Origin of the sequence: Streptomyces sp. NPDC046876, assembly GCF_040645035.1 — a bacterium.
Taxonomy (GTDB): Bacteria; Actinomycetota; Actinomycetes; order Streptomycetales; family Streptomycetaceae; genus Streptomyces.
The window spans coordinates 26942-47508 of sequence record NZ_JBEYXK010000004.1 but is presented as its reverse complement, the minus strand read 5'-3'; the positions used below and the strand labels follow the sequence as shown (position 1 = coordinate 47508).

The window sequence follows — 20567 nt, the reverse complement described above, 5'->3', positions numbered from 1 at the left end:
CCCGCGGCGTCAGCCCTTCAGGCGGGCCATCCAGTCCTCGACCTCGGCCGAGGCGCGCGGCAGGCCGGCCGACAGGTTCCGGTTGCCGTCCTCGGTGACCAGGATGTCGTCCTCGATGCGGACGCCGATGCCCCGGTACTCCTCGGGCACCGTCAGGTCGTCGGCCTGGAAGTACAGGCCGGGCTCGACGGTGAGGCACATGCCCGGCTCCAGCGTGCCGTCGACGTAGGCCTCGGTGCGGGCGGCGGCGCAGTCGTGCACGTCCATGCCGAGCATGTGGCCGGTGCCGTGCAGGGTCCAGCGGCGCTGCAGGCCCAGCTCCAGGACGCGCTCGACCGGGCCCTCCAGCAGGCCCCACTCGACGAGCTTCTCGGCCAGCACGTGCTGGGCGGCGTCGTGGAAGTCGCGGAACTTCGCGCCCGGCTTGACCGCGGCGATGCCCGCCTCCTGAGCCTCGTACACCGCGTCGTAGACCTTGCGCTGGATGTCGGTGTACGTGCCGTTGATCGGCAGCGTGCGGGTGACGTCGGCGGTGTAGAGGGAGTGGGTCTCCACACCGGCGTCGAGCAGCAGCAGGTCGCCGGAGCGGACGGGGCCGTCGTTGCGGACCCAGTGCAGGGTGCAGGCGTGCGGGCCGGCGGCGCAGATGGAGCCGTAGCCGACGTCGTTGCCCTCGACGCGGGCGCGCAGGAAGAAGGTGCCCTCGATGTAGCGCTCGGACGTGGCCTCGGCCTTGTCCAGGACCTTCACGACGTCCTCGAAGCCGCGGACGGTGGAGTCGACGGCCTTCTGCAGCTCGCCGATCTCGAAGTCGTCCTTCACCGCACGCGCCTCGGAGAGGTAGACGCGCAGCTCCTCGTCCCGCTCGGCGGTGACCTTGTCGGTCAGGGCCTTCTCGATGACGGCGTCGTGGCCGCGGACGGCGCGGACCGGGCCGGTGGCCTCGGCGAGGGCGTCGGCGAGCTCGCGGACGTCCTTGGCCGGGATGCCGAGGAGCTGCTCGGCCTCGGCGAGGGAGTGGCGGCGGCCGACCCACAGCTCGCCCTGGCCGGACAGCCAGAACTCGCCGTTCTCGCGGTCGGAGCGGGGCAGGAGGTAGACGGTCGCGGTGTGGCCGTTTTCGCCGGAGGGCTCCAGGACCAGGACGCCGTTCTCGGTCTGGTCGCCGGTCAGGTACGCGTACTCCGTGGAGGCGCGGAAGGGGTACTCGGTGTCGTTCGAGCGGACCTTCAGCCGGCCGGCGGGCACGACGAGGCGTTCGCCGGGGAAGCGGGCGGACAGCGCGGCGCGTCGGGCGGCGGTGTGCTCGGCCTGGGCGATCGGCTCCAGGCCGTGCAGCTCGGTGTCCGCCCAGCCCGTGCGCATGTTCTCGGCGAGTTCGTCGCTGACGCCCGGGTAGAGCCCGTTCTTGCGCTGCTTGTGCGTCTCCTTGGGCTGCTCTTCTTCCGGGGTCTCCGGGGTGAGCTCGTCAGCCACGTCTTCTCCTCAGCTACGACAGACAGGACCGGGTAGGGACCCTGTCCATCGTATGTGCGAGGGGAAGACGCCCGGCAGCGGATGTGACAAATCAGTCAAACCGGGCGGCAAGCAGGACGATGTCCTCCACTCCCTGCCCCATGCGGCCCCCCGCCGCGGTCAGCCCCGGCGCAGTCGGGGCTGCGGGCACCACGGCCGACGCACCCCCCTGGCCGGTCGGACCGGACACGGCCGCCAGTGCCGGGTCGCCCTCGGGCAGCACCGCCCGCAGGACGTGGTCGCACAGCGCCGCCGGATCGTCCCGTACGCCGCGTGGCGCTCCGGCCGCTGCCGCGTGCAGCCGGGCGTAGGCCCGGTCCATCGCGTCCCCGGTGCGCCGCAGCAGCCCGTCGGTGTACAGCAGCACCGTTTCTCCTGGCGCGGCGTCGATCTCCACACTGGGCGCCTCCCAGCAGGACAGCATCCCGAGCGGCGCCGACAGCGAGGTCTCCACGTACTCCGTGCGCCGCTCGCCGACCACCAGCGGCGGGGCGTGCCCGGCCCCGGCCAGGAGGATCTTGCGCTGGGTGGGCTCGCAGTAGGCGAACAGGGCGGTGGCACAGCGCGCGGGCTCGGTCAGCCGCAGCAGCAGTTCGAGGTCGGACAGGACGGCGACGGGGTCCTCGCCCTCCATGACGGCGTACGCCCGCAGCGAGGCCCGCAGCCGGCCCATTGCCGCGACCGCGCTGGGCCCGGCGCCGGTGACGGAGCCGACGGCCAGCCCGAGCGCGCCCTCGGGCAGCGGCAGCGCGTCGTACCAGTCGCCTCCGCCCCGCGGCCCGGTGTGGTGGCGGGCGGCGAGCTGGACCCCCGGGATCCGGGGCAGCCGGCTGGGCAGCAACTCCTCGGCGACGGTGGCCAGGCGGCTGCGGGAGCGTTCCACCTCGAGCATCCGGGCCAGGTGCTCGGCGGCGTGCCGGACGTAGAGGCCGGCGAGGTCGCGCTGGCGGTCGCTCGGTTCGGCCTGCTCGTCATAGAGCCAGACGGCCGCGCCGAGGCGGCCGGTGGCCTCGGCGGTCAGCGGCAGGGCGTAGCTGGCGGCGTAGCCGAGCCGGGCGGCGACTTCCCGGTGCCGGGGGTCGACGGGCGCGCCGTACCCGCCGATGCCGGGGGCGGCGTCGGGTTCGGGGAGCACCTCGGAGCCGCCGTGGGCGTCGGGGAATCCGTCGAGGATGCGGCCGTACGAGGTCGCGGCGCGCGGCACGGTCTCGATGTGCCCGAGGTCCGCGCGGCCGAGGCCGAGGCCGATCGTGGTGGTGGGGCCCAGGCCGTCGGAGGGCTCCAGGGCGATCAGGCCGCGGCGCGCGCCGACGAGGGCGGCTCCGGCGCGCAGGAACTCCTGGAGGGAGGACTCGAGGTCGCAGGCGCGGGCGAGTCGCTCGGTCAGTTCGTGGAGGGTGGTCAGGTCGGAGACCATGCCCGCGAGCCGGTCCTGGATGAGCATGCTCGGGGCGGGCGCAGCGGCCGGTGCGAGCACGGTTCGGGCGGGCGCGGGTGCCGTAGTGTGCGGGACCGCTGTAACTTCCGGATCGATTCCAGCCACTTTCGGCAGATGCGGGGCGCTCATGGCGTCCGCCTTTCCACCTGGTGCGATTCGCCATATAGCATCGCAAACCCCCAGATCGTGCTGCGCCGCCATCAATGAATCCACATCTACACGCACACGAGGATCGATGTCCAGCATTGTCCCGGTGGGAATCCTGGTGTCCGTGAGACAGCAACTCACGGTCCAGCCAAGGCTAGAACTTGGCTGGAAAAAGCCGGAAGCGGACGGTTTTTGCGATCGACTGGTCAGGCGTCGAAGTGGCCCCGGGTACGTAGTCCGTGATGTCCGGGGACAGTTGGCGCAGCCCGGCGTCCGCCGGGAACCGCCCGGCACGGGCCGCCGTCCTCAGCAGCGGCAGCCGGTCCCGGCGCCGGCGCGGGTCGCGTTCCGCCCCCGCCGGGCGTTTCATGAGCCCGTAAGAAAACTGCACGAACCGTGTGAACCTGCTTCTGGCGGACAGTGACGCGAAACGTGTACGTGTGGTGAGACACCGCTCACATGGTGTGATGTGGCCCTCGGCGTTCAACGGAAAGGAACGAGCGCTCATGCGCGAGATCCTCGGAAGGCGTCTCCAGCGGCTCCGCAACCGCCTGAAAACCCTTCGGTCCGCCGCGGTGCAGAGCGGCGACCAGGCTTCCCCCGCCTCGGCTTCCCCCGACCCGGCCTCCCCCGATCCGGCTCTCCTCGACACCGCGCTGACCTGCGCCTCCGTCTGGCAGTGGCCCGTTCTGCCCGGCGTCGGCCAGGTCGGCGGCGGGTCCGACGGTGCGCGGTGCGCCTGTCCCGACCCCGACTGCCCCGTCCCCGGCGCCCACCCCTTCGACCCCGGGCTGCTCGCGGCCACCACCGACCCCCGGATGGTCGCGTGGTGGTGGACCCGCCGGCCCAGTGCCCCCGTGCTGCTCGCCACCGGCGGCTCCGCTCCGTGCGCGGTGAGCCTGCCGGCCGCCGCGGCCGCGCGGGCCGTCGTACGGCTGGACGCGCAGGGCATGCGGCTCGGCCCGATCGCGGCCACGCCCACCCGCTGGTCGCTGCTGGTGGCGCCGTACTCGCTCGAGCGCCTCGGCGAACTCCTCTACACCAAGGACCACGTGCCGTCCGCGCTGCGCTTCCACGGCGAGGGCGGCTACCTGCTGCTGCCGCCCTCGCCCGCGTCCGGCGGCGGACAGGTGCGCTGGGAGCGGGAACCGGCGGACACCGGGAGCCTGTGGCTGCCCGAGGTCGAGGCCGTGGTGCACGCGCTGGTCGAGGCGAGCAGCGGGGCCTCCGGTGGCGGCAGCCGGCTCGCGTACTGAGCGGCCCCGCAGGGCCTGCGCCTTCCGGGTCCACCTGGCGCCCCGGACCCCTGCGGATCACTCGTACGGGTGCCAGCGCGACGCGTTTCCAAGGGAATTGGGCGCGGGGATCTCCGTGCCCCATTCCCGCATCGCTATGTTCGCCGAATGAATCTCCGCTTGATCGGTATCGGCGCCGGTGTGCTGATCATCTTGTCGCTCCCGCTGGCCGGAGCGATCGCCGGACCGGATTTCGTCGGTCAGGATGACGGAAAAGGCGGCGGGTTGCTCTCGTCGCTCGGGTTTGCGGACCCCTCGGGCCGCTCGCGCTCTTCAGGTTCTTCCGGCTCTTCCGGCCCTTCAGGTTCCTCGGGTTCTTCGGGCTCTTCCGGCTCTCAGGACCGTTCCGGTACGCAGGCACCTGCCGCCGCGGCCGACGGCCGCCCGGCCGGAGCGGGGCAGCCCGGCGGTCCCGGTGCCGCCGCGCCCTCGGGTGCTCCGGAGCCGGCCGCACCGGAGCGGGCCGGTCCGCCCGAACAGCCCCGTACCGACTCCCGCTGCGGACCCGAACTCTCCGCCCCGCCGGGGCTGGAGGCGCAGACGTGCGTCCTGGCCGCCGAGGGGCAGACGTGGGGCCGCAGTTACTACCGCAACACGAGCGGCCGCGCCCTGGACGCGGTGCTGACGGTGATGGGGCCGGCCGGACACACGGTCCAGATCCGCTGCACGGTCGGGGCGGGTGACGAACCAGGGCTGTGCGAGACGCCGCGGGAGCCCTCGGCAGGGCCGCAGGACGCGTACTCGGCGGTGGCGGAGTACGCCGCTCCGGACGACGAGGGGCACCTGCTGCTGCGGTCCGGGAGCAACTCACCGGCACCGGCCGACGGTTGACCCGGCCCGGAAATGGAAGGGCCCGGTCGCTGGCGACGGGGGATGCACCAGCGACCGGGCTACAAGAACGGTAACAAGAGATCGCCTGTTCGCAAATTCGATCTCTGATATTCAGACACCGATTTGCAGGCGATTAGCGGGAGTTGTGACTCCGGTCACCGCTCCTGCGGGCCCCTGCGGATCAGCTGAGCGTGATCTGGCGGTTGGTGAGCCCGCCGCGCGCCCGGCGCTCCTCCGCGGTCAGCGGGGCGTCCGAGGCCAGGGCCGTGGCCAGCCGCTCCGCGAACTCCGCGGCCGGCTTCTCCACGTCCTGCGCGGTCATCCCGGTGGGCAGGTCCCACACCGGGACCATCAGGCCGTGCGCCCGGAAGGAGCCCACGAGCCGCGTGCCTTCGCCGAGCGAGGACGTGCCCGCCGCGTGCAGCCGGGCCAGGGCGTCGAGCAGCTTCTCCTCGGGGTGCGGCATGACCCAGCGCAGGTGGTTCTTGTCCGGGGTCTCGCACCAGTAGGCCGCGTCCACACCGGCCAGCTTGACCGTGGGGATGGCGGCGGCGTTGGCGCGCTCCAGGGAGGCGGCGATCTCCGGGGAGGCGTTCTGGGCGGTCTCCGCATCCGGAATCCAGAATTCGAAGCCGCTGTGCACAACCGGCTCGAAACCGCCGTCCGTGTCCAGGAGATCCTGAAGTCGCGGCCCCTCGGCGGGAACCCGGCGGCCCGGAACGGGATTGCCCGGTTCCGTGGCGAGCGCGCGCTCCAGGGTGTCGGCCATGTCGCGGGCGAGGTCCCCGGTGGTGGAGTCGTTCTGCAGGGCGAGCAGGACGGAGCCGTCCTCGCGGCGCAGCGCCGGCCAGGCCATGGGCAGTACGGTCACCAGCGTGACGGAGGGGACGCCCTCGGGCAGGCCGCCCTTGAGCGAGAGCGGGACGGTGGCCGCGGGCACGAGCTCGCGCAGCGCCACCCAGTCGCACTCGTTCGGCAGGCCCTCGAACGGACGCTGCACGTGCGCGGTGGCGGCGTGCGAGGCGGCCGCGCCGTGGCAGGCCTTGTAGCGGCGGCCGGATCCGCAGGGGCAGGGCTCGCGGGCGCCCACCACCGGGATCTCCCCGTTTTCGATCTGCGGCTTTGCAGTCTTGGCTGCGGGGCGCTTCTTCGCCATCGTGCGTGACTCCCGGTTGCGGCGGTACGGCTGTTGCGTCTGGGCGTGAGCCTAGCCGCTCGTACCGCCGCAACCGGTGGGGTGCGGCCGGGAGCACGGTCGGCGTGCGCTCCCGGTCGGCCGCGTGTGCGGACGGCCGTGATCCGGTCAGGGATCCAGGTCGTCGAAGGCCGTGGCGAAGTCGAGGACCGGGGCCGCAACGCGCGTAGCGAAATCGTCGTGACGGGGCCCGCACGCGACGATCACCCATACGGTGACCTCGCCCGCTGCACCGTCGCGCACTCCCCAGTCCTGTGCGAGGGCGCTGATGATGTTCAGCCCCCGGCCGCCGTGCGCGGTGACCGAGGGCGTGGCCGGAACGGGCCGGGTGGGTCCGCCCCCGTCCGTCACCTCGACCGTCAGCCGTCCCGCCTGGTCGACGCGCCATGCGGCGTGAATCTCCCCGTCCCCGATCTCGCCCGCGCCCAGCGGTCTGCCGTGCCGGCAGGCATTGCTGAGCAGTTCGGAAAGGATCAGTACGGCGTCGTCCACGACCGATTCGGACACCCCGCTGATGCGCAGCTGCTCGCGCATCCGGTGTCTCGCCTCGCCCACGCCCGCAGGACCATGGCGTACGTCCATGCACGACGACGTGGGCACTTCCTGTGCCACCACCAACGCCACCCCCGGAACCTCCTTAGTCCCACGCCATGGTCTGGATGCCCCCGTGGCCTGGACCGGAAACCGGTGGAGCGGAGCCCTCTGACGCATTCATGACCAGCGATTGCGGAGCGGATGCGCCGGGGCACACCCTGTCACGCACGGGTCGGGCGAGGCGGGTGGGCAAACCGGGACGTCAGCGTCCGAGCTGGGACAGAACCTGGCGTGGCCGGTTCGTGATGATCGCTTCTACACCCAGATCAGCGCAGAGCTGAACGTCGTCCGGCTCGTTCACGGTCCATACGTGGACGGAGTGGCCGGCGTTCTGGAGCCTGCGGACGAAGCCCGGGTTGTTGCGCACGATCCGCATGCCCGGGCCGGCGATCCGCACCCCGGCCGGCAGCCGGCCGTCGCGCATGCGCGGGGAGACGAACTGCATGAGGTAGACGGTCGGGACGGTCGGCGCCACGGCCCGGACCCGGTGCAGGGAGCGGGCGGAGAAGCTCATGACGCGGACCGGGTGGGGGCCGTCGGACGGCGGGGCGTCCAGCCCGAACCGCTTGAGGAGGAAGAGGAGGCGCTCCTCCACCTGTCCGGCCCAGCGGGTGGGGTGCTTCGTCTCGATGGCGAGCTGTACCGGCCGCCCGGCGTCGGCGACCAGCTCCAGCAGCCGCTCCAGGGTCAGCACGGAAGTGCGCTCGGGGTCGGAGTCCCAGTCCGGGGCCTCCTCGCGGTCCTTCCAGGAGCCGAAGTCGAGTGCGGCGAGGTCCGCCAGCTCCAGGGCGGAGACGGCGCCGCGGCCATTGGAGGTGCGGTTGACCCTGCGGTCGTGGACCAGGACCAGATGGCCGTCGGCCGTGAGCCGGACATCGCATTCGAGGGCGTCGGCGCCGTCCTCGATGGCCTTGCGGTACGCGGCCAGCGTGTGCTCGGGGGCGTCCTCCGAAGCGCCGCGGTGGGCGACGACCTGGATGGGGGGCGGCGTTGCAGGGGTCACCGGGTCATGGTGCCACCGCGGGGGCCCCGGACGGCGGGTCCCGCCTGCGGATGCGACCGAAATGCCGGAGATGAAGGATGGGGGAGACGCACAGGTCCGGCTTACAGTGCTCTGACGGGTGATGGGGAACGCTTTCCCTGGAACTTGTGAGGCTCGTCGAACGTTCAGTCGGGCCGAAACGTTGGTTGTACGAAGCCGTGTGTGACGAGGAGAGAGCGCTGTGAGCACCGAGAACGAGGGCAACGCGGCCCCGACGCCCCCCGCGGCCCCGTCCGCGCACCCGGTGGCCGCTCCCGCTTCCGCGACGCCTGCGCCGGCCGCGCCCGCCGAGCCCCCGGCGGCTTCGGCCCCGGCGGCCCCGGCCCCGGCGGCCCCGGCCGCCCAGGCCCCGGGTCACGCCGCGCCGGCCGCCGAGCCCGCGACCCAGCAGCTGCCGCCGACGCCTGTGCCCGGCACTGAGCAGACGCAGCAGATCCCGCCGGCCCCAGCCCAGGCCCCGGCCCCGGGCTACGCCGAGGCACCCGCACCGCAGCCGCAGCCATACCCCGCCCAGGTCGCTGCCCCCGCCGCGCACGGGGCCGAGGGCTGGCCGCCCCCGCCGCCGGCGGCCCCGGCGTACGGGGCGGGCGGCGGCCACGGCGGCTGGGGCGCGCCCCTGGCCGACGGGGTCCCCCCGGCCAAGCCGAAGGGCCGGGGCGGTCTGATCGCCGCCGTGCTCGTCGCGGCCCTCCTCGCGGGCGGCGTCGGCGGCGGGGTCGGCTACTGGGCCGCCGAGCAGAACGACAACAACGGCTACGGCTCGACGACGATCACCGCCGGGAACACCCCCAAGGACCTCAAGCGCGAGCCCGGCTCCATCGCGGGTCTCGCCGCCTCCGCGCTGCCCAGCGTCGTCACCATCCAGGCCTCCGCGGGCGACGGCGAGGGCGGCACCGGCACCGGCTTCGTCTACGACCAGGAAGGCCGCATCCTCACCAACAACCACGTGGTCGCCTCCGCGGCGAACGGCGGCAAGCTCTCCGCGACCTTCCCCGACGGCAAGAAGTACGACGCCGAGGTCGTCGGCCGGGCCCAGGGCTACGACGTGGCCGTGATCAAGCTGAAGAACCCGCCGTCCGGGCTCAAGCCCCTGCCGCTCGGCGACTCCGACAAGGTCGCGGTCGGCGATCCGACCATCGCCATCGGCGCGCCGTTCGGCCTGTCCAACACCGTGACCACCGGCATCGTCAGCGCCAAGGACCGCCCGGTGGCCTCCGGCGACGGCTCCGGCGGCAAGAGCTCGTACATGAGCGCCCTGCAGACGGACGCCTCGATCAACCCCGGCAACTCCGGCGGCCCCTTGATCGACGGGCGCGGCGCGGTCATCGGCATCAACTCCGCGATCCAGTCCGCCGGCAGCAGCGGCCTCGGCGGCGGCCAGGCCGGTTCGATCGGCCTCGGCTTCGCCATCCCGATCAACCAGGCCAAGAACGTGGCCGAGTCGCTGATCAAGACCGGCAAGCCGGTCTACCCCGTCATCTCGGTCTCCGTGGACCTCCAGTCGAAGGTCGACGGCGCCAAGATCTCCGAGCAGGGCGCGCCCGCCGAGGAGCTGGTCGACCCCAACGGCCCGGCCGGCAAGGCGGGCCTGAAGCCCGGTGACATCATCACCCGGTTCGGTGACCGGCCGATCGACAGCGGCCCGACCCTCATCAGCGAGATCTGGACGCACAAGCCGGGCGACGTGGTGAAGCTGACGTACGTGCGCGACGGCAAGCCGAGCACCGTGGACATCACGCTCGGCTCGCGCGTCGGCGACAAGTAGCCGGTAGCCGGTAGCCGGTAGCCGGAGCGGCCGGATGGTGGCCGGATGGTGAGGGGCCGTGGGCGGGATTCCGCCTACGGCCCCTCCCAACGTCCGCTTATGCTTCCCGTGTGTTCGATTCGCGGCACATCCGTACATTCCACGAAGTGGTCGCCTCCGGTTCGTACTCGGCGGCCGCCCGTGTCCTCGGCTACACCCAACCCGCGATCACCCAGCAGATGAAGGCGCTGGAACGCGCCGTCGGCACCCCGCTGTTCACCCGAGTCGGCCGCAGGATGCAGCTCACCGAGGCCGGGCAGTCCCTGGCCCGGCACGCCGAGTCCATCCTCGGCAGCCTCACTGCCGCCGAGGCCCAGCTGAAGGCGTACGCCCGCCTGCGGACCGGCCGGGTACGGCTGTGCGGCTTCCCCAGCGCCAACGCCACCCTCGTCCCGGAGGCCCTCAGCAGCCTCGCCAAGGACCACCCGGGCATCCAGGTCGAGCTGCTGGAGGGGGAGCCGCCGGAGTCGCTGCGCCGGCTCGAGCGCGGCCAGTGCGACATCACCCTGGCCTTCACCTATCCCGGGCTCCACGAGGAGATCCCCGAGGAGGTCGCCGAGGTCAGGCTGCTGGAGGACCAGCTCACGGTGCTCCTGCCGACCGGCCACCCCCTGGCCCGGCGCCGGGCCGTGCACCTGGCCGACCTCGCGGAGGAGCGGTGGATCGCCGGCTGCCCGCGCTGCCGCGCCAACCTGCTGCACGAGTGCGCCGAGCTGGGCTTCGTCCCCGACATCCGGTTCGCCACGGACGACAACCTGGTGGTGCAGAGCATGGTCGGGCAGGGGCTCGGTGTGGCGATGATGCCCGCCCTCGTGCTGCCTTCGCTCTCGCTGAGCCGGGTGTGCGGGCGGGCGCTCCAGCCGGCCGCCCGCCGCCACATCGCCGCCTACGTCTACCGCGATCATCTGCGGATACCGGCGACGGCGGTGGTGCTCGAGGCGCTCAGGGCGGTGGCCTCGAACCGCATAGGGTGCTGACCGCGCACTCCCTGACCGCGCAACGCCCGAATCCATAAGCCCTGCTTGGGATTTCAGGTGAGAACTGTCGTTGGACGTGATGGGTCGGCTCCTCGACGCTGCCCTTATGACCACCACGACCACGACTCCGACACCGTCACGGACGACCGCGAGGATGTCCGCCCTCGTCCGTGAGATCCGCACGGTCGTGGACCGGGGGCTGGCCCCGGACCTGACCGCCTACCTGGTGGGCGAGCGCCTCGCCCCGCACCTGGCCGCCACCGACCTGCTCACGCCCGAGCAGTGCGTGGGCAGCCCCGACCGGTACCGGCAGCACGTCCTGCACGCCGAGGCGGACGGCAGCTTCTCGGTCGTGGCGCTGGTGTGGCTGCCCGGCCAGGAGACCGCCATCCACGACCACGTCTCCTGGTGCGTGGCCGGGGTGCACGAGGGCGAGGAGAGCGAGCTGCGCTACCGGCTCGCCCCCGCCGCGGGAGACGTCGGGGCCCGCTTGGTGGCCACCGAGCAGGTCGTCAACGGTGTCGGCGAGGTCTGCGGCTTCGCCCCTCCCGGGGACATCCACAAGGTGCGCAACTCCTGTGGCACCAAGGCGATCTCGATCCACGTCTACGGGGCGGACGTCAGCCGCCTGGGCAGCAGCGTTCGCCGCGTCTACACCCTCCCCGCCGACTGATGGCGCTGCTCAACCGCCCGGTGCGCGGGGCCGGAAGCGCGGCCGCCGGCGCGGTTTCACGTGAAACATCCTCCCCCTGGCCCGGGTTGGGCATGGCGGCCGCCGGTGTGGCCGTCGCATGGGGAGTGCACCGGCTGGTTCCGGGGATCCCGATGCTGACCGCCTCGGTGGTCCTCGGCATCACCGCCGCCCACCTGCCCGGGGTACGGGCGACCGTGCGGGGCGCCGGCCGCCCGGGCCTGTCACTGGCCGGCCGGCGGCTGATGCGCATCGGCATCGTCCTGCTCGGCCTCGGCCTGGGCCTGGACCAGGTGCTGCGGCTGGGCTGGGCCACGGTGGCCATGGTCGCGGCCGTGGTCGCGGCGACCTTCCTCGGCACGCTCTGGCTGGGCCGCCGGCTCGGGCTGCCGGGCGACCAGCCGCTGCTGATCGCCACCGGCTACTCGATCTGCGGGGCCTCGGCCATCGGGGCCGTCAGCCAAGTGTCGGGCAGCGACGAGGAGGACGTGGCCGCCTCGGTGGCGCTCGTGACCCTGTGCGGGACGCTGGCCATCGCGGTCCTCCCGCTGCTCCAGGACCCGCTCGGGCTCTCGGACGCCGCCTTCGGGCGGTGGGTCGGTGCGAGCGTCCACGACGTCGGCCAGGTGGTGGCGACCGCCCAGACCGCCGGCCCGGACGCGCTCGGCGAGGCGGTACTGGTCAAGCTGATGCGGGTGGCCCTGCTGGCCCCGCTGGTGGCTGCCGTCGCCTTCTCCGTCCGGGCCCGCCGCACCGGCGTGCGCACGCCGTCGGGGCGCCGCCCGGCACCGGTGCCGCTGTTCGTGGCCGGGTTCCTGGCCGCGGCCGCCCTGCGCGCCACGGGAGCGCTGCCCGGCGCGGCCCTGGACTGGGCGCACACCGCTCAGGAACTCCTGCTCGCTGCAGCCCTGTTCGGTCTCGGCAGTGCGGTCGACCTCCCGTCCATGGCGCGGACCGGCGGCCGGGCCGCGCTCCTCGGGCTGGGGGCGTGGATCGTGGTGGCCGGGGTCTCGTATGCCGGGGTGCTGCTGACCGTATGACAGCCCCACGGACGGGACTTGGCCAATTCCTGGCCGGAACCGAGCGAACGTTCCGACCGTCTCCTGACTTCTCGTGCCGCGCGTGGGACCCTGCGGCCGATCCGCACCGACAGCTCTTCACCCCCACCCTGCCCGGTCCGACGGGACCGGGCACGGCAGAAGGAGTCATGCGTGAATCGTCATCGCACGGCAGCATCGGTCCTCCTGGCCGCGGGCGCCCTGATCGCGGGCGCGCTTTCGACGGCCGGTCCTGCGGCCGCCGCCGACGCCCCCGCCTCGTTCCGGCCGCAGCACACCCAGGGCTTCTGGACCGCAGAGCGGATGCGGGGCGCCACCCCGCTGGACGTGGTGGCGGCGCCTGGCACCGGGCGCGCCCCCGTCGCGAGCTCGGCGCAGGCCACGCGGATCGCGCCGACGGCGCCGTCCGCGGCCGCCTCTCCGACGGCGTTCCCGCAGGCGGGCGGCGCCTGGACCGGCGGCGGTGCGGTGGTGAAGACCTCGGGCCGGGTGTTCTTCACCTTCGGCGACCGGACCGCTTCGTGCTCGGGTGACTCCATCACCAGCGCCAACGGCAGCACCGTGATCACCGCCGGCCACTGCGTCAAGTACCAGGGCACCTGGCACACCAACTGGATCTTCGTCCCGGGCTACGACGACGGCAACGCGCCGTACGGCCAGTGGCCGGCCACCAAGACCTTCGCGACGGACCAGTGGGCCGCGAGCGAGGACATGAACATGGACGTCGGCCTCGCCGTCGTCGCCCCGCTGAACGGCCAGAAGCTCAGCCAGGCCGTCGGCGCCCAGGGCATCCTGTTCAACGGCGGCTACAACAAGAAGATGTACTCGTTCGGCTTCCCGGCGGCGGCGCCCTACGACGGCAAGAAGCTGATCTACTGCAGCGGCAGCACGGGCAAGGACTTCCTGCTGACCAAGGACCACAGCCTGGCCTGCAACATGACCGGCGGCTCCAGCGGCGGCCCCTGGTTCCAGGACTTCAACGAGGCCACCGGCCTCGGCACCCAGGTCTCGGTGAACAGCTTCGGCTACAACTTCCTGCCGAACCGGATGTTCGGCCCGTACTTCGGCAACGAGGCGAAGGCCGCCTACGACAAGGCACAGAATTCCTGACCCCACCGCCTCCCACCTCCCGGTACTCTGTACCGGCCAGGTGGGTTGCCCGAGCGGCCTAAGGGAACGGTCTTGAAAACCGTCGTGGCGCAAGCCACCGTGGGTTCAAATCCCACACCCACCGCACCGTGTCGGCGCAGACGCCGACTGACAGGGGCGCCCCGCACGGGGCGCCCCTTCGTCGTTCCACCGGGGGCGTTCGGCGGTCAGTACGCCTTGAGGGTGATTGCCCTGGCGGCCTTCTGGACCGGCTCCATCACCTTGGCCATGTAGCCGAGGTCGCGGGTGAACTGCTCCTCGGGGCCGAAGGCCAGCGCGCGGGTGTTCGAGTGCAGCCCGTCGGCGCCGATGACCAGGTCGAAGATGCGGGTCTGCCCGCCCGAGAGGACCACCTCCACACCGGCGTCGGTCTCGGTGGCCGCGGTGACGGACTCGCCGAAGAGGTACTCGGCGCCGGTGCACGGCGGTTGGCCGTCGGGGCGCCGGCGTGGCGGTGGGGTCGGGGTCGGCCGGGAGGCCGCCCGGGGCCGGGCTCGGCCTTTCGGGTGGTGTTTGTCGGAAGATCGGCGCGCGTGGTGGGAGCGCTCCGGTTGCGGACACATCATGACGAATGTATGCAGATCCGCCCGTCGGAACATCGCGAATCGAGGCACCCCGCCATGGCTCAGCGCATCACCCTCACCTCGCTCCGGACCGCAGTGGTCGCCGCGCTGATGGCGCTCCTCGCCGTTCTCGGGTTCCGCGGCCGGGCCGCTGCCCCGGCGGTCGCCGCTGCGGTGCCGGGCGCCGGCTCGGTCGGTGCTGCCGTCCGGCCCGCCGCCGGCTCCGTGCGCCGGCCCGTCGCTCGGAGGACCTGGCGGGCGATGGTGCGGGGTGGCTCGCTCCCGCCGACGATCAAGCAGCGGATCGGTGCCGAGGCGCACGGTGCCTCGCCCTCGGTCCGGCGTTCCGCCGCTCCTGCTGCCTTCGCTGCCGCTGACCCGGTTTCCCCGGCTGCGGCTGCCCCGGCCCCTTCCGGTGGCCCTGTCGCCACCTCCGCCGTGGCCGCCGCTCCCGTCCCTGCTCGCGCCCTCGGTCGCGACGGGGTCGCGCTCGTCGCGTAGTGCTCGTACCGCGTACGCGGCGGGCGCCGGGGCGCACAGGGGGCGCACAGGGGGCGTGAAGCTTGGCATTGCAGGGTCGCAGGCCCGGGAGACGGTGGGGTTCCCGGAGGCAGCGGCCCTTTTCGGCATGCCGAAAGAGATCATTCCGGAGGAACGTTTCTCCTCTTGCCCGGCGGTGGTTTCAACCGCCGTAGGCCCGCTGACCTGGGACATCGGGATGCAAAGGAGGTTTATCCGATGTTGCTCATGCTTGCGGGGGAATCAAGGACTCCGGGCTGGTTCGCCGGGGATTCGGTGGGCAACTCTGGTCTCGCGACGTCGTCACCACAGAAAACGCCGAGGCGGTCGGCCAACTGCCTTGGGAACACCCCACTTCGGTTTCCTGGAGGATCCACGAACATGGCAAGCATCCGTACCGCCCGCGTCCTCGCCGCCGTCGCCGCCCTCCCCCTCGCCGCCGCGCTCTTCGGCGGAGTGGCCTCGGCCGACAACGGCTCCTTCGCGAACGACGGATCGAATGCGAGCGTCGCCGGCGTCGTCGGCAGCGGCGTGGGCGGGAACAACCTCGGCAACTCGTCCACCTCCCAGCAGGTCGCCACCGGCTCCGGCGCGTCGAACCAGAACAACACCGCGCAGGTCAACGGCTCCGCCCTGACGGCGATCAACCAGGGGAACGTCGCGGTCAACTTCCACCCGTGGTGGTAGGTGCTCCGCGTGCTCCGCTCGCTGCGCGGTGGATGCAGCGGGGGCAGGAGCGATGACAGCGCCGACTCCGAGCACTGAGGGCGCCCGTGCGACCGGACCGGCTGGGGTCCGGTAGCGCGGGCGCCCTCGCCCGTTCGTGCGGCGGCACCCCGCGGCGCAGCGCCCGCGTCGGACAGTGGCCTTTCGTGAGCGGCTCCCGGCCTACGGCTTGACACTCGCAGCAGATCTGACGGACAGTCAGATCCACTCGCCGATGCGACGCGACGCCGGGAGGCCAACCGCCGTGCACCTCGCCCCGACCGAAGGCCAGTTGCGGCTCCGCGCCGAACTGCGCGCGTACTTCCACGACCTCCTCCCGGACGGCGCCCCCGAGGACCCGGCCGCCCAGCGCGCCCTGCTGCGCCGCATGGGGGCCGACGGCCTGCTCGGCCTCGGCTGGCCCGCCGAGTACGGCGGCCGGGGCCGCGGTGCCGAGGAGCAGTTCGTGTTCTTCGACGAGGCCTACCGGGCCGGCGCCCCCGTCTCCATGGTCACCCTCAACACCGTCGGCCCCACGCTGATGAAGTACGGGACCCAGGAGCAGAAGGACCGGTTCCTGCCCCGCATCCTCAGCGGCGAGATCGTCTTCGCGATCGGCTACTCCGAGCCCGGCGCCGGCACCGACCTGGCCGCCCTGCGCACCCGGGCCGTACGCGACGGAGCCGACTGGCTGGTCGACGGGCAGAAGGTCTTCACCTCCAACGCCCAGAACGCGGACTGGATCTGGCTCGCCTGCCGCACCGATCCCGCGGCCCCCAAGCACCGGGGCATCTCGATCATCCTCGTCCCCACCGACGCACCCGGGTTCTCGTGGACCCCGATCGAGACGGTCGGCGGCCTGACGACCACGGCCACCTACTACGACGCGATCCGCGTGCCCGCAGCGAACCTCGTCGGACCCGAGCACGGCGGCTGGGGCCTGATCACCAACCAGCTCAACCACGAGCGCGTCGCCCTCGCCGCCATCGGCATGCAGGCCGAGGACTTCCACGCGGCCGCCCTGCGCCACGCCCGCACCCCCGACCCGGCCACCGGCGAACGCCCCGCCGACCGCCCCTGGGTACAGGCCCGGCTCGCAGAGGCGCACGCCCGGCTGGCCGCCGTACGCCTCCTCAACTGGCGCCTGGTCCAGGACGTGGGCGCCGGCACCCTGGCCCCCGGCGACGCCAGCGGCGTGAAGTTCCTCGGCACCGAGTCCGCCGTCGAGGTGTACCGGATCTGCCAGGAGGTGGTGGGCGAGGAGGCCCTCGTACGGGGCCCAGGGCCCGGGGCCTTCGCGGGCGGCGAGCTGGAGCGGATGAACCGGGCCGCCCAGATCAACACCTTCGGCGGAGGGGTCAGCGAGGTCCAGCGGGAGATCGTCGCCATGATGCGGCTCGGCATGAAGGGACGGAAGCGATGACCGCCACGGCGTCCGGCACTGCGGACGGGGCCGGGGAGGAGGAGGCGGCGTCCCGTTTCCACGAGCTCCTCCGCGCCTTCGAGGGCCGGCCCGCCGCCATCGGCGGCCGGGGCAAGGACCCGGTCAACGGGCCGATGATCCGCCACTGGTGCGAGGCCATGGGCGACACCAGCCCCGCCTACACCGGCCCGGACGCCGTCGCCCCGGCCACCATGCTCCAGGCCTGGACGATGGGCGGGCTCTCGGGCCACGGCGACCGCTCCTCGGCGTACGACGAACTCCTCGCCCTCCTCGACGGCGCCGGCTGCACCTCAGTGGTGGCCACCGACTGCGAGCAGGAGTACCTGCGGCCGCTCCGTCCCGGCGACGAGATCACCTTCGACGCCGTCATCGAGTCGGTGTCGCCGCGCAAGACGACCAAGCTGGGCACGGGCCACTTCGTGACCACCCGCATGGACGTCCGTGCCGGCGGCGAGCCCGCCGGCACCCACCGCTTCCGCATCCTCAAGTACGCGCCGGCCGCCCGCCCCCGGCGGCCGCAGCCCGCGCCACAGCAGACGCCGCAGCAAGAGCCGAGGCCGCAGCCCGCGCCCCGCCGCCCGCGCCCCGTCGTCAACCGCGACAACCAGGGCTTCTGGGACGGCGTCCGCGACCACAAGCTGCTGATCCAGCGCTGCACCGCCTGCTCGACCCTCCGCTTCCCCTGGCTGCCCGGCTGCAACGCCTGCGCCTGCCTCGACTGGGACACCGTCGAGGCCTGCGGCGAGGGCACCGTCTTCAGTCATGTCGTCATGCACCATCCGCCGTTCCCCGCCTTCGACCCTCCGTACGCCGTCGCCCTCGTCGAACTCGCCGAGGGGGTCCGCATGGTCACCAACATCACCGGTGTCCCCCATGACCGGGTGCGCATCGGGCTGCCCGTCCGGCTGGAGTTCCTCCGCGTGGACGAGGAGCTGGAACTGCCGGTCTTCCGAGGGAGCGAGTGCTGATGGACTTCCGCCCCACCGAGGAGCAGGCCGCCGCGGCGGCACTCGCCGCCCGCATCTTCGGCGACCTCGCCACCCACGACCGCCTCGCCGCGGCCGGCACCGGCAGTGACGCCGAACTGTGGAAGGCCCTCGCCGGCTCCGGTCTGATCGCCGCGGTCGAGGACATCGGTCTGCTCGGCCTGGTCCTGCTGCTGGAGGAGCAGGGCCGCACCACCGCCCAGGTCCCCTACGCCGCCACCTGCGCGTACGGGGTTCTGCCCGTCGCCGCACACGGCACCGCCGACCAGCGCTCCCGGCTGCTGCCCGCCCTCGGCAGCGGCGAGGCGGTCGTCACCGGCGCCTTCCCGGTCCGCGGCCGGATCAGCGCCCGAGCCGACGGCCGGCTCATCGGCACCGCCCCCGCCGTGCCCTGGCTGCGCGACGCCACCCACGTGCTGGTCCCGGACGCCGACCGGGCCCTGTGGCTCGTACGGACGGACGCGCCCGGTGTGGCGACGGCCGCCGTGGAGACCACCGCCCCCTGGTCCGCGGGGCGCCTGACCCTGACCGGGGCCGAAGGCGAGCGCCTGGGCGGCCCGCGGGCGTACGCCGAGGTCCTGGCAGTGGCCCGTACCGCCTTCGCCGGGCTCCAGGCGGGGGTCTGCGCCGGGTCGGTGGCCCGGGCCGCCGCCTACACCTCCACCCGTGAGCAGTTCGGGCGGCCGCTCTCCACGAACCAGGGGGTCATGCTGCGCGCGGCCGATGCACACATGGACACGGAGGCGATCCGGGTCACCGCGTACGAGGCGGCCTGGCGCATCGACGAGGGGCTCCCGGCGCGCGAGCACGCTCTGACCGCGGCCTGGTGGGCCTCGGAAGCGGGCAAGCGGGTCGTCCACGCGGGCCAGCACTTGCACGGCGGCATGGGCGCCGACCTGGACCATCCCGTCCACCGGCACTTCCTGTGGGGACGCCAGCTGGACGCCTACCTGGGCTGCGGCAGCGAACTGCTCGCCGAACTGGGCGCACTCATATCCGAGGGGGACGACGCATGAACGTCGGCGACGCGCTGCCGCCGCTGGAGATCCCGATCACCCGCACGCTGATCGTCGCGGGGGCGATCGCCTCCCGCGACTACCAGGACGTGCACCACGACGCCCTCCTCGCACGCGAGAAGGGCTCCCCGGACATCTTCATGAACATCCTGACCACCAACGGCCTGGTCGGCCGCTACGTCACCGACCACCTCGGCCCGCGCGCCGTGCTGCGCGCCGTGTCCATCCGGCTGGGCGCCCCGAACTACCCCGGCGACACGATGACCCTCACCGGGACCGTCACGGCCCTCGACGGGGACACCGCCGAGATCCGCGTCGTCGGTGCCAACGGGATCGGCCACCACGTCACCGGAACCGTCAGGGTCACCGTCCCGCCGGCCGCTGCAGAGCCCGCGAGAGGTGCGGCATGAGCGTACGGGCCCGCGACACCCTCGGCGGGCGCGCCGCCATCGCCGGCATCGGCGCGACCGAGTTCTCCAAGGACTCCGGCCACAGCGAGCTGCGGCTCGCCGTCGAGGCCGTGCACGCCGCCCTCGACGATGCCGGCCTCACCCCCGCGGACGTCGACGGCATGGTCACCTTCACCATGGACACCAGCCCCGAGATCACGGTGGCCCAGGCCGCCGGCATCGGGGACCTCTCCTTCTTCTCCCGCATCCACTACGGCGGCGGCGCGGCGTGCGCCACCGTCCAACAGGCCGCCCTCGCGGTCGCCACCGGGATCGCGGAGGTCGTGGTCTGCTACCGGGCCTTCAACGAGCGCTCCGGCCGCCGCTTCGGCTCCGGCGTTCAGCAGCGCGAGCCCTCGGCCGAGGGCGCGGCACTCGGCTGGTCGCTGCCGTGGGGGCTGCTCACCCCGGCCTCCTGGGTGGCCATGGCCGCCCAGCGCTACCTGTACACCCACCACCTCACCCCCGAGGCGTTCGGCCACGTCGCCGTCACCGCCCGCCGGCACGCGGCGAACAACCCCGCCGCCTGGTTCCGCGGCAAGCCCATCACCCTCGCCGACCACGCCGCCTCCCGCTGGATCGTCGAACCGCTGCGGCTGCTGGACTGCTGCCAGGAGACCGACGGCGGCCAGGCGCTCGTCGTCACCAGCACCGAGCGGGCCCGTGACCTGCGGCACGCACCTGCGGTGATCACGGCTGCCGCGCAGGGCGCGGGCCGCCGCCAGGAGGCCATGACCTCCTTCTACCGCGACGACCTCACCGGCCTGCCCGAGATGGACGTGGTCGCCCGGCAGCTGTGGCGGACCAGCGGACTGCGGCCCTCGGACATCGACGTGGGCATCCTCTACGACCACTTCACGCCGTTCGTGCTGATGCAGCTGGAGGAGTTCGGCTTCTGCAAGCCGGGCGAGGCCGCCGACTTCGTGGCCGCCGGGGCCCTGCCGCTCAACACGCACGGCGGCCAGCTCGGGGAGGCGTACCTGCACGGCATGAACGGCATCGCCGAAGCCGTCCGCCAGCTGCGCGGCACCTCCGTCAACCAGGTCCGCGGCGCCGCCCACGCCCTGGTCACGGCGGGGACGGGAGTGCCGACCTCGGGGCTCATCCTCGGAGCCGACGGCTGAGGCCAGCACCCTGGCCACCCCGCCT

20 protein-coding genes and 1 tRNA gene are annotated in these 20567 nt (G+C 73.0%); 15 read left to right on the top strand and 6 right to left on the bottom strand.

The window, feature by feature from the left end; translation table 11 throughout:
• Window positions 1–9 precede the first annotated feature (9 nt).
• Together ABZ924_RS03935 and ABZ924_RS03930 are read right to left on the bottom strand one after the other, a co-directional pair.
• Window positions 10–1476, bottom strand: coding sequence for an aminopeptidase P family protein (locus ABZ924_RS03935; RefSeq protein ID WP_361903652.1), 1467 nt, complete (start codon window positions 1474–1476; stop codon window positions 10–12).
• Window positions 1477–1567: 91 nt separating this feature from the next.
• The gene (locus tag ABZ924_RS03930; RefSeq protein WP_361903649.1) at window positions 1568–3199 is read right to left on the bottom strand and encodes a PP2C family protein-serine/threonine phosphatase; all 1632 of its coding nucleotides are present in this window, start codon (window positions 3197–3199) and stop codon (window positions 1568–1570) included.
• Window positions 3200–3606: 407 nt separating this feature from the next.
• Between ABZ924_RS03930 and ABZ924_RS03925 the strand changes: the two genes are divergently transcribed.
• Window positions 3607–4356 (top strand): bifunctional DNA primase/polymerase, encoded by a 750-nt coding sequence (locus ABZ924_RS03925; protein ID WP_361903647.1) that lies wholly within the window; start codon window positions 3607–3609, stop codon window positions 4354–4356.
• Window positions 4357–4503: 147 nt separating this feature from the next.
• The gene (locus ABZ924_RS03920) at window positions 4504–5226 is read left to right on the top strand and encodes a hypothetical protein (RefSeq protein WP_361903644.1); all 723 of its coding nucleotides are present in this window, start codon (window positions 4504–4506) and stop codon (window positions 5224–5226) included.
• A gap of 181 nt (window positions 5227–5407) precedes the next feature.
• Here the strand turns inward: ABZ924_RS03920 and ABZ924_RS03915 are convergent, their stop codons facing one another.
• From ABZ924_RS03915 to ABZ924_RS03905, 3 genes are all read right to left on the bottom strand, one after another.
• Complete coding sequence (locus tag ABZ924_RS03915; protein WP_361903641.1) at window positions 5408–6382, bottom strand: DUF5926 family protein; 975 nt, start codon at window positions 6380–6382, stop codon at window positions 5408–5410.
• 147 nt (window positions 6383–6529) lie between these two features.
• Entirely contained in the window at window positions 6530–7132 is a 603-nt protein-coding gene (locus tag ABZ924_RS03910) for an ATP-binding protein (RefSeq protein ID WP_361903638.1), read from the bottom strand.
• An 85-nt stretch (window positions 7133–7217) separates the two neighbouring features.
• The gene (locus ABZ924_RS03905; protein WP_361903635.1) at window positions 7218–8018 is read right to left on the bottom strand and encodes a glycerophosphodiester phosphodiesterase; all 801 of its coding nucleotides are present in this window, start codon (window positions 8016–8018) and stop codon (window positions 7218–7220) included.
• 220 nt (window positions 8019–8238) lie between these two features.
• On the opposite strand from ABZ924_RS03905, the gene ABZ924_RS03900 reads away from it, so the two are divergent.
• From ABZ924_RS03900 to ABZ924_RS03875, 6 genes are all read left to right on the top strand, one after another.
• Window positions 8239–9822, top strand: a complete 1584-nt coding sequence (locus ABZ924_RS03900) for a trypsin-like peptidase domain-containing protein (RefSeq protein WP_361903632.1) — start codon at window positions 8239–8241, stop codon at window positions 9820–9822.
• 110 nt (window positions 9823–9932) lie between these two features.
• A complete protein-coding gene (locus tag ABZ924_RS03895; protein ID WP_361903630.1) occupies window positions 9933–10838 on the top strand; it encodes a LysR family transcriptional regulator in 906 nt (301 codons plus the stop codon).
• 106 nt (window positions 10839–10944) lie between these two features.
• Window positions 10945–11511 (top strand): cysteine dioxygenase family protein, encoded by a 567-nt coding sequence (locus tag ABZ924_RS03890; protein WP_361903628.1) that lies wholly within the window; start codon window positions 10945–10947, stop codon window positions 11509–11511.
• Window positions 11511–12569: a putative sulfate exporter family transporter gene (locus tag ABZ924_RS03885; protein WP_361903625.1), complete on the top strand. Its 1059-nt coding sequence runs from the start codon at window positions 11511–11513 to the stop codon at window positions 12567–12569. Before ABZ924_RS03890 ends, ABZ924_RS03885 begins: the two co-directional genes overlap by 1 nt.
• Window positions 12570–12740: 171 nt before the next feature.
• Complete coding sequence (locus ABZ924_RS03880; protein WP_361903622.1) at window positions 12741–13697, top strand: peptidase; 957 nt, start codon at window positions 12741–12743, stop codon at window positions 13695–13697.
• A gap of 39 nt (window positions 13698–13736) precedes the next feature.
• Window positions 13737–13821, top strand: a tRNA-Ser gene (locus ABZ924_RS03875).
• Window positions 13822–13903: 82 nt separating this feature from the next.
• On the opposite strand, the gene ABZ924_RS03870 is transcribed toward ABZ924_RS03875, so the two are convergent.
• Window positions 13904–14299 (bottom strand): hypothetical protein, encoded by a 396-nt coding sequence (locus ABZ924_RS03870; RefSeq protein WP_361903619.1) that lies wholly within the window; start codon window positions 14297–14299, stop codon window positions 13904–13906.
• Between the two features lie 57 nt (window positions 14300–14356).
• On the opposite strand from ABZ924_RS03870, the gene ABZ924_RS03865 reads away from it, so the two are divergent.
• The 7 genes from ABZ924_RS03865 to ABZ924_RS03835 all read left to right on the top strand — a co-directional run bounded on the left by ABZ924_RS03865 (window position 14357) and on the right by ABZ924_RS03835 (window position 20542).
• Entirely contained in the window at window positions 14357–14800 is a 444-nt protein-coding gene (locus tag ABZ924_RS03865) for a DUF6344 domain-containing protein (RefSeq protein ID WP_361903616.1), read from the top strand.
• A 399-nt stretch (window positions 14801–15199) separates the two neighbouring features.
• Window positions 15200–15505 carry a hypothetical protein gene (locus tag ABZ924_RS03860; RefSeq protein WP_361903613.1) on the top strand — a complete coding sequence of 102 codons (306 nt, stop codon included), beginning with the start codon at window positions 15200–15202 and terminating at the stop codon, window positions 15503–15505.
• A gap of 283 nt (window positions 15506–15788) precedes the next feature.
• The gene (locus ABZ924_RS03855; RefSeq protein ID WP_361903610.1) at window positions 15789–16946 is read left to right on the top strand and encodes an acyl-CoA dehydrogenase family protein; all 1158 of its coding nucleotides are present in this window, start codon (window positions 15789–15791) and stop codon (window positions 16944–16946) included.
• A complete protein-coding gene (locus ABZ924_RS03850) occupies window positions 16943–17935 on the top strand; it encodes an OB-fold domain-containing protein (protein WP_361903607.1) in 993 nt (330 codons plus the stop codon). Before ABZ924_RS03855 ends, ABZ924_RS03850 begins: the two co-directional genes overlap by 4 nt.
• Window positions 17935–18969 (top strand): acyl-CoA dehydrogenase family protein, encoded by a 1035-nt coding sequence (locus ABZ924_RS03845; RefSeq protein WP_361903604.1) that lies wholly within the window; start codon window positions 17935–17937, stop codon window positions 18967–18969. Before ABZ924_RS03850 ends, ABZ924_RS03845 begins: the two co-directional genes overlap by 1 nt.
• The gene (locus ABZ924_RS03840) at window positions 18966–19379 is read left to right on the top strand and encodes a MaoC family dehydratase (protein WP_361903601.1); all 414 of its coding nucleotides are present in this window, start codon (window positions 18966–18968) and stop codon (window positions 19377–19379) included. Before ABZ924_RS03845 ends, ABZ924_RS03840 begins: the two co-directional genes overlap by 4 nt.
• Window positions 19376–20542, top strand: a complete 1167-nt coding sequence (locus tag ABZ924_RS03835) for a lipid-transfer protein (protein ID WP_361903598.1) — start codon at window positions 19376–19378, stop codon at window positions 20540–20542. Before ABZ924_RS03840 ends, ABZ924_RS03835 begins: the two co-directional genes overlap by 4 nt.
• Window positions 20543–20567: the final 25 nt, after the last annotated feature.

Bases quoted from the DNA above. Each gene is read 5' to 3' on its own strand.
- ABZ924_RS03920 (WP_361903644.1), top strand. From the start codon at position 4,504: ATGAATCTCCGCTTGATCGGTATCGGCGCCGGTGTGCTGATCATCTTG.
- ABZ924_RS03860 (WP_361903613.1), top strand. From the start codon at position 15,200: ATGGCAAGCATCCGTACCGCCCGCGTCCTCGCCGCCGTCGCCGCCCTC.
- ABZ924_RS03910 (WP_361903638.1), bottom strand. From the start codon at position 7,132: ATGCGTCAGAGGGCTCCGCTCCACCGGTTTCCGGTCCAGGCCACGGGG.
- ABZ924_RS03865 (WP_361903616.1), top strand. From the start codon at position 14,357: ATGGCTCAGCGCATCACCCTCACCTCGCTCCGGACCGCAGTGGTCGCC.
- ABZ924_RS03915 (WP_361903641.1), bottom strand. From the start codon at position 6,382: ATGGCGAAGAAGCGCCCCGCAGCCAAGACTGCAAAGCCGCAGATCGAA.
- ABZ924_RS03885 (WP_361903625.1), top strand. From the start codon at position 11,511: ATGGCGCTGCTCAACCGCCCGGTGCGCGGGGCCGGAAGCGCGGCCGCC.
- ABZ924_RS03845 (WP_361903604.1), top strand. From the start codon at position 17,935: ATGGACTTCCGCCCCACCGAGGAGCAGGCCGCCGCGGCGGCACTCGCC.
- ABZ924_RS03925 (WP_361903647.1), top strand. From the start codon at position 3,607: ATGCGCGAGATCCTCGGAAGGCGTCTCCAGCGGCTCCGCAACCGCCTG.
- ABZ924_RS03930 (WP_361903649.1), bottom strand. From the start codon at position 3,199: ATGCTGGACATCGATCCTCGTGTGCGTGTAGATGTGGATTCATTGATG.
- ABZ924_RS03870 (WP_361903619.1), bottom strand. From the start codon at position 14,299: ATGTGTCCGCAACCGGAGCGCTCCCACCACGCGCGCCGATCTTCCGAC.
- ABZ924_RS03890 (WP_361903628.1), top strand. From the start codon at position 10,945: ATGACCACCACGACCACGACTCCGACACCGTCACGGACGACCGCGAGG.
- ABZ924_RS03835 (WP_361903598.1), top strand. From the start codon at position 19,376: ATGAGCGTACGGGCCCGCGACACCCTCGGCGGGCGCGCCGCCATCGCC.
- ABZ924_RS03850 (WP_361903607.1), top strand. From the start codon at position 16,943: ATGACCGCCACGGCGTCCGGCACTGCGGACGGGGCCGGGGAGGAGGAG.
- ABZ924_RS03840 (WP_361903601.1), top strand. From the start codon at position 18,966: ATGAACGTCGGCGACGCGCTGCCGCCGCTGGAGATCCCGATCACCCGC.